The organism is Kitasatospora sp. NPDC085879, from assembly GCF_040686255.1.
Lineage (GTDB): Bacteria > Actinomycetota > Actinomycetes > Streptomycetales > Streptomycetaceae > Kitasatospora.
The window spans coordinates 1-6,291 of the sequence record NZ_JBFBJZ010000150.1; the positions used below are offsets into that span (position 1 = coordinate 1).

General features: G+C 72.0%; 7 protein-coding genes. All 7 read right to left on the bottom strand.

Annotated features, from left to right (window positions below; translation table 11 throughout):
- Positions 1 to 131 precede the first annotated feature (131 nt).
- Positions 132 to 1,019: a TauD/TfdA family dioxygenase gene (locus tag AB0P35_RS41205; protein ID WP_363521562.1), complete on the bottom strand. Its 888-nt coding sequence runs from the start codon at positions 1,017 to 1,019 to the stop codon at positions 132 to 134.
- Between the two features lie 43 nt (positions 1,020 to 1,062).
- The gene (locus tag AB0P35_RS41210; RefSeq protein ID WP_095874836.1) at positions 1,063 to 1,401 is read right to left on the bottom strand and encodes a ferredoxin family protein; all 339 of its coding nucleotides are present in this window, start codon (positions 1,399 to 1,401) and stop codon (positions 1,063 to 1,065) included.
- Positions 1,402 to 1,411: 10 nt separating this feature from the next.
- Positions 1,412 to 2,989 (bottom strand): FAD-binding protein, encoded by a 1,578-nt coding sequence (locus AB0P35_RS41215; protein ID WP_363521565.1) that lies wholly within the window; start codon positions 2,987 to 2,989, stop codon positions 1,412 to 1,414.
- A 2-nt stretch (positions 2,990 to 2,991) separates the two neighbouring features.
- Positions 2,992 to 3,876 carry an ABC transporter permease gene (locus AB0P35_RS41220; RefSeq protein ID WP_363521568.1) on the bottom strand — a complete coding sequence of 295 codons (885 nt, stop codon included), beginning with the start codon at positions 3,874 to 3,876 and terminating at the stop codon, positions 2,992 to 2,994.
- Complete coding sequence (locus tag AB0P35_RS41225) at positions 3,873 to 4,679, bottom strand: ABC transporter ATP-binding protein (RefSeq protein ID WP_363521571.1); 807 nt, start codon at positions 4,677 to 4,679, stop codon at positions 3,873 to 3,875. Before AB0P35_RS41225 ends, AB0P35_RS41220 begins: the two co-directional genes overlap by 4 nt.
- 3 nt (positions 4,680 to 4,682) lie before the next feature.
- Complete coding sequence (locus AB0P35_RS41230) at positions 4,683 to 5,750, bottom strand: ABC transporter substrate-binding protein (RefSeq protein ID WP_095874832.1); 1,068 nt, start codon at positions 5,748 to 5,750, stop codon at positions 4,683 to 4,685.
- A 260-nt stretch (positions 5,751 to 6,010) separates the two neighbouring features.
- Positions 6,011 to 6,175 (bottom strand): putative leader peptide, encoded by a 165-nt coding sequence (locus AB0P35_RS41235; protein ID WP_363521574.1) that lies wholly within the window; start codon positions 6,173 to 6,175, stop codon positions 6,011 to 6,013.
- Positions 6,176 to 6,291 lie beyond the last annotated feature (116 nt).

The window sequence follows — 6,291 nt, forward strand, 5'->3', positions numbered from 1 at the left end:
AGGCCGAGCTGGTCGACCCGCCGGGCGAGGCCGGCGTGCGAGAAGCCGGACTCCTCGATGAGCGCGGCGAGTTGCGGGTTCTGGGGGCGGTGTGCCCCGCGGCGCGGCCGGTGCGTCGGCCGGGTGGTGGTTCAGCCGGTGTAGTGCGCGGCGTCGTCGCCCTCGACGATGTAGGCGGGCTCGCCGCTGACGCCGACCGGCACGTCGCCGGCGACGGTGACGCGGTGCAGGCGGCGCGGCAGGTCGTCGTAGTCGTCCGGCGCATAGTGCTGGGTGGAGCGGTTGTCGAAGAGCACGACGTCGCCGACCGCCCAGCGCCAGCGGACCACGTTCTCCGGCCGGGTGACGTACGACTGGAGGGTGCGCAGCAGGTCGTGCGAGGCGGCGGTGGGCAGGCCGAGGATGCGCTCGGCGAATCCGCCGATGAACAGGCCGCGTTCGCCGCTCTCGGGGTGGACGCGGACCACCGGGTGGGCGGTGCGGTAGGTGCGGGCGGTGAAGACCCGGCGGCGCTCGGCCTCGGCGTCGTCGAGCTCCTTGCCCTGGGCGTAGTCGTAGTCGTTGGTGTGGACGGCCCACAGCCGGTCGGCGAACTCCCGCAGCTGCTCGGGGAGGTCGCGGTAGGCGGTCTGGGTGTTGGCGATGAGGGTGTTGCCGCCGTAGGGCGGGACGACCAGGCTGCGCAGCGTGGACGCCTTGGGCGGGGTGCGGACGAAGGTGACGTCGGTGTGCCACTGGTTGGCGCGGCCGCCGTCCTCGCTGTCGACGGCGAGGACGTTGGGCTGTCCGTCGAGCGAGGGCACGGTCGGGTGGGCGGTGGTGAGCGGGCCGAAGTTGGCGGCGAAGCGGGTCTGGCCCTCGTCGTCGAGGTGCTGGCCACGGAAGAACAGCGCCTTGTGGGCGACCAGGGCCTCGTTGAGCGCGGTGACGGTCTGCTCGTCGAGCGGCTGGGCGAGGTCGAGGCCGGTGATCTCGGCGCCGATCCGGCCGCCGACCTTGTGGAGCTCGAACGCGGTCATGGGTGTGCTCCTTCTCTGGTGATCCGTCGGGGTTGCGGGGAGTTCAGGAGGTGATGGGTGCGGTCCCGAAGGCGGGGCCGATGGCGAGCTGCGCGCCGGGGGTACGGCCGTGGCCCCAGCCGATGCGGGCCCGGTAGCTGCCGAGGAGGCCGGCGTCGGCGAGTGCGTCCTCGTCGTGCGGGCCGGGCAGTGGCCGGGTGCGCGGGTCGACGTACAGGGCGTCGACGGGGCAGTTGGCCTCGCAGTGGAAGCAGGTCTGGCAGTCGTCCTGCCGGGCGATCACGGGGATGCCGTCCTCGCCGCGGTCGAAGACGTCGGTCGGACAGACCTTGATGCACTTGTCGCAGGCGATGCAGCGGGCGGCGGAGACCAGTTCGATCACGCAGGCTCCTTCACACGGGTTCCTTGAGGGGGCGGGTCCAGACCTCGTCCAGGCCGCCGGTGGCGATCCGGTGGTGCTGGGCCGGGTCCTGGTCGGGGAAGTCGAGTCGACGGGCCATGCCGCGGCTCTCGGTGCGGGCGAGCGCGGAGCGGTACATCCAGCGGGCGTTGGCGGCGAGCGCGGCGGCCTGCCGGGCGCGGACGGTGTCCCGTCCCTCGCCGTGCAGACCGGCCCGCAACTGCCGCCAGGTGTCGTCGAGCACCCGCAGTGAGCCGGTGAGGGTGTCGCCGTGCCGCAGGTAGTTCTTGTCGTACGGCAGCACCTCGCCCTGCACCGCGGCGATCACCTCCCGGTGGTCGGCGCCGCCGCTGCGGCCGGTGGGTCGCAGCCCCGCGCCGCCGGCGGCCCGTACCGGCCTGGTGTGCGCGGCGCGGCCGAGCGCGAGGGCGTACCGGGCGGCGCCGAGGCCCGCCCAGCTGCCGGAGGACATCGCCCAGGCCGCGTTGTGACTGCCACCACCGGTGAAGCCGCCGCAGATCGGCTCCCGGGTGGCGGCGTCGCCGGCGGCGTACAGGCCGGGCACGGTGGTGCGGCAGTCGTCGCCGGCGATCCGGATACCGCCGGTGCCGCGGACGGTGCCCTCGGCGAGCAGGGTGATCGCGAACCGCCGGGTGAACGGGTCGATGCCGAGCCGGTCGAAGGTGAGGAAGAAGTTCGGCTGGGCGAGCCGCATGGCCTGCTGCGCCGCCGGGTCGGCCCGGTCGAGGGTGCAGTACACCTTGGCGGCGAGCAGTTCCCGGGCGATCACCGAGCGGCCGCCCTGGCTGGCTGCGCCCTCCAGTACGCTGCCGTCCTCCCGGTAGAAGGTGGCGAAGGAGTAGAACGCGGTCTTGGTGACGGAGGTGTGCTCGGGCGCGATGCCGTACGCGTTGGAGAACTCCATGCCGGAGAGTTCGGCGCCGACCTCGGCCGCGTAGAGGGCGCCGTCACCGGTGTCGGTGTCGGTGCCCAGCGCGCCGCTGAGGAAGGCGCATCCGCCGGTGGCGAGGACGACCGCGCCGGCCCGCACCCGGTAGGGGTGTCCGGCCTGTCGGCGGTGGCCGGCCGCTCCGGCGACCGATCCGTCGGCGGCGGTGAGGAGTTCGGTGACCGGGCTGTGGTCGAGGATGCGGACCCCGGCCCTGCGCGTCCTGATCCGCATCCGCCGCATGTACTCGGGGCCCTGCAGGCCGTTGCGCGGCTGGCTGCCGTCCGGTGCGGTCGGGAAGGGGTAACCGCCGGTCTCGGCGAGCTCGTTGATGTTGGCGTAGGTCCGGTCGAGGACCCGGCCCATCCAGCCGCGGTCGGCGAGGTGGCCACCCAGCGCCTCGCGGCTCGCCATCGCCGCCTGCCGGGCCGCCGGGTCCGGTTGCACGTACCAGACGCCGGTGCCGCCGGCGGCCGTGGCGCCGCTGGTACCGCAGTGGCCCTTGTCAGCGAGGACGACGTCGGCGCCGGCCCGGGCCGCGTCGAGGGCGGCCCAGGTGGCGGCCGGGCCGCCGCCCACGACCAGGACGTCCGCGGTGAGTTCCTGTATCGGCTCGCCCATGGTCAGTTCCCCACCGCGGCGCGCCAGCGGGTGAAGCGGCGTTCCAGGGCGACCAGCAGCTGGTTGAAGAGCACGCCGATCACGGAGATGGTGACGATGCCCGCGTACATCTGCGGGATGGCGAAGTTGAACTGCGAGGCGTTGATCAGGTAGCCGAGTCCGGCCTTGGCGCCGACCATCTCGGCGGCGACCAGGACGAGGATGGAGACCGCGCCGGCCAGCCGGATCCCGGTGAACACGGTCGGCACGGAGGCCGGCAGGATCACCTTCTGGAAGAGCCGGAACGGCGAGAGGTTCAGTGAGCGGGCGAGCCGCAGCAGGGTCGGGTCGACCGTGCGGACGGCGCTGATGGTGTTCAGCAGCACGGGCCAGATGCACGCGTACAGCACGATGGAGATCTTGGACGTCTCCCCGATGCCGAGGATCAGCACGAACACCGGCAGCAGCGCCAACGCGGCGGTGTTGCGGAAGAGTTCGAGCAGCGGGCTGAGCAGGTTGGCGATCGGCCGGTACCAGCCGATCAGCAGCCCGAGCGGCACCCCGACCGCCACCGAGAGGCCGAAGCCGCTGAGCGAACGGGTCAGGCTGGCCTGGGTGTTGGTGGCGAGCTGGCCGCTGTCCAGCAGGCCGAACCAGGCGTCGACGACCTGGCTGAACGGCGGGAGGAAGGTCGGGTCGACGAGTTCGAGCCGCGGTGCGGCCTCCCAGACCGCCAGCAGTACGGCGATGGCGACGGTCTTGGTGAGCCCGGTCAGCAGCAGGCCGGGGAGCCGCGAGGGGCGGCGCACGGCCTCGGCCGGTCGGGGTGCGGCGGCCGGCGCCGTAGCGGCCGGCGGCCTGGACTTGGTGAGGACGGGCGGGGCGGACGGGCGGACGTCGGTGCTCATGCGGCGCTGACCTCTCTCTCCAACTGCTGGGCGCGGCTGACCTCGTCGTGCAGCAGGCTCCAGATCTCGTGCCGGTAGCGGGTGAACTCCGGGCTGGAGCGCAGGTCCCGGGCGGCACTGCGGTCACCGAGGTCGATCGGGACGACCTGCTTGACCCGGCCCGGGCGGGAGGTGAGCACGGCCACCCGCCCGCCGAGGTAGACCGCCTCCTCGATGCCGTGGGTGATGAACACGACCGTCTTGCCGGTCTGCTGCCAGATCCGCCGCAGCTCGTCCTGCAGCGACTCGCGGGTCTGCGCGTCGAGTGCGGCGAACGGCTCGTCCATCAGCAGCACTTCGGGGTCGTAGGCGAGACTGCGGGCGATCGCCACCCGCTGCTTCATACCGCCGGACAGCTCGTGCGGGTGCCGGTCCTCGAAGCCGGTGAGGCCGACCAGGGCGAGGTACTCCTTGGCGCGGGCGGCGCGTCGGCGTCTCGGCACGCCGATCGACTCCAGGCCGAACTCGACGTTGCCCTGGGCGGTCCGCCACGGCAGCAGCGCGTACTGCTGGAACACCGTGGAGCGGTCCGGCCCCGGCCCGGTCACCGGGCTGCCGTTCAGCAGGATCTCGCCGGAGCTCGGCCGGGTGAGCCCGCCCAGCAGGTCGAGCAGGGTGGACTTGCCGCAGCCGCTCGGCCCGACCAGCACGGCGAACTCACCGGCGGCGATGTCGAGGTCCACCCGGTCCACGGCGGTGAAGTCGCCTCCGCCGCGGACCTTGAACACCTTGCTGACGGAACGGAAGGAGATATCGGCGCTCATCGCTCAGCTCCTGCTCTGAGAGGGGCTCGGGGAGGGGCTCGGGGAGACGGCTGCCGCCGCGGAGGCGGGGTAGCCGTTGAACTCGTTGGTGTAGAGGTCGCCCGGCTTCACCTGGCCTGCCTTGATGTCGCCGTGCTCCACCAGCCAGTCGACCCAGATCTTGAACTCCTCGTCGGTGATCCGGCCACCGGTCTCCGCGACGCCCGCGGACTTCCAGAACTTCAGCGCGGCGGTGTCCTCGTTGCGGCCGCGCTTCTTGACGATCTCGACGCTGCGGGCGATGACCTCCTCCCGCGGCGTGGTCCTGGTCCACTCGATGGCCTTGGCGACACCGGTGACGAAGGTCCGCGCGGTGTTCGGGTTCTGCTTGAGGAAGCGGTTGGTGATCACGTACGTGCCGGCGCTGAACCTGCCGAGCAGGTCGTAGTCGCTGAACAGCGGACGGATGCCGCCCGCGGCCAGCGCCTTGTCCCGCAGGACACCGCCCAGCACGCCGACCTCGATCTGCTTCTGGCGGATGGACTGGTCGGTGTTGACCGGCGGCACCACGATCGGCTCGACCTTGGCGATCTCCGCCGGCGAGAGGCCGTTGCGCTGCAGGTAGATGTCGAGGATCGCCTCGCTGTGGGCGCCCAGCGTGTTCATCCCGATCTTCTTGCCGATCAGGTCGCGGGCCGAGCGGATCGGGCTGTCCTCCAGCACGTAGAAGCCGTTGTACGCGGCCTCGTCGACGCCGTAGTAGCTGATCACCGCCTTCACCGGCGCCCCGGCGGCGATGAGCTTCACGACCGCACCGTTGAAGGCGCCGCCGAAGTCGATCTGGCCGGTCGCCGCGGACTGGATGTCCTGCGGGCCGCTGATGGTGTTACCGACCCATTCGAGCTTCACATCACCGAAGTACCCGAGGTCCTCGGCGAGTTCGGGCAGGGTCACCTGCCCCGCCCAGCCCTGGTATCTCAGCTTCTTGGTCTCGGAGCCGGCGCCGCCGGAGGCGGTGGCCCGGCCGCAGGCAGCGGCGGCGACCCCCACGGCGGCAAGCGCGAGGAACTGGCGACGGGAGGTGGCGGGCATGGCGGAGATCCTTTGCGGAAGAGCGGAACACCGCGCCCCAACCGCGGGCGGCGCCCGGCACCGGCGGAGGCCGGGACGGCGTACGGCAGCCCGTGACGGGAGAACGGCGACGCGGAAGAGCGGGAGTGAACGACCACGGCCGCCACGAATGACCGGGCGGACGGGTGTGAAGAACGAGCTCACGCAGGGCGGTTCGCCACAGGAGCTCGGGTGAGGACAGCGAGGCGGTGCGCCGTCACGGCGCGGTGCGGGGCCGCCTGTCAGTGGCAGGCAGCACAGATGGCGCTCGCGTGACGTCGCAGATCGACGTGCAGGCGGCCTACGAGGCTCTCGGCTTGACTCACGCTCTCAGCGTTCCAGCCGGCCCGATCCCGGGTCAACGAATGTTCCAGCCCTGCAAGAAACCTGTCGTGCCGACGACACACTCGGCCGGCTCCTGCGCCACTGACTGCCCGTGAACGCAAAGAAGCCCCGCCCGGAACCCGGGCGGGGCTTCTTCAGAAGAATTGTTCGGCGGCGTCCTACTCTCCCACAGGGTCCC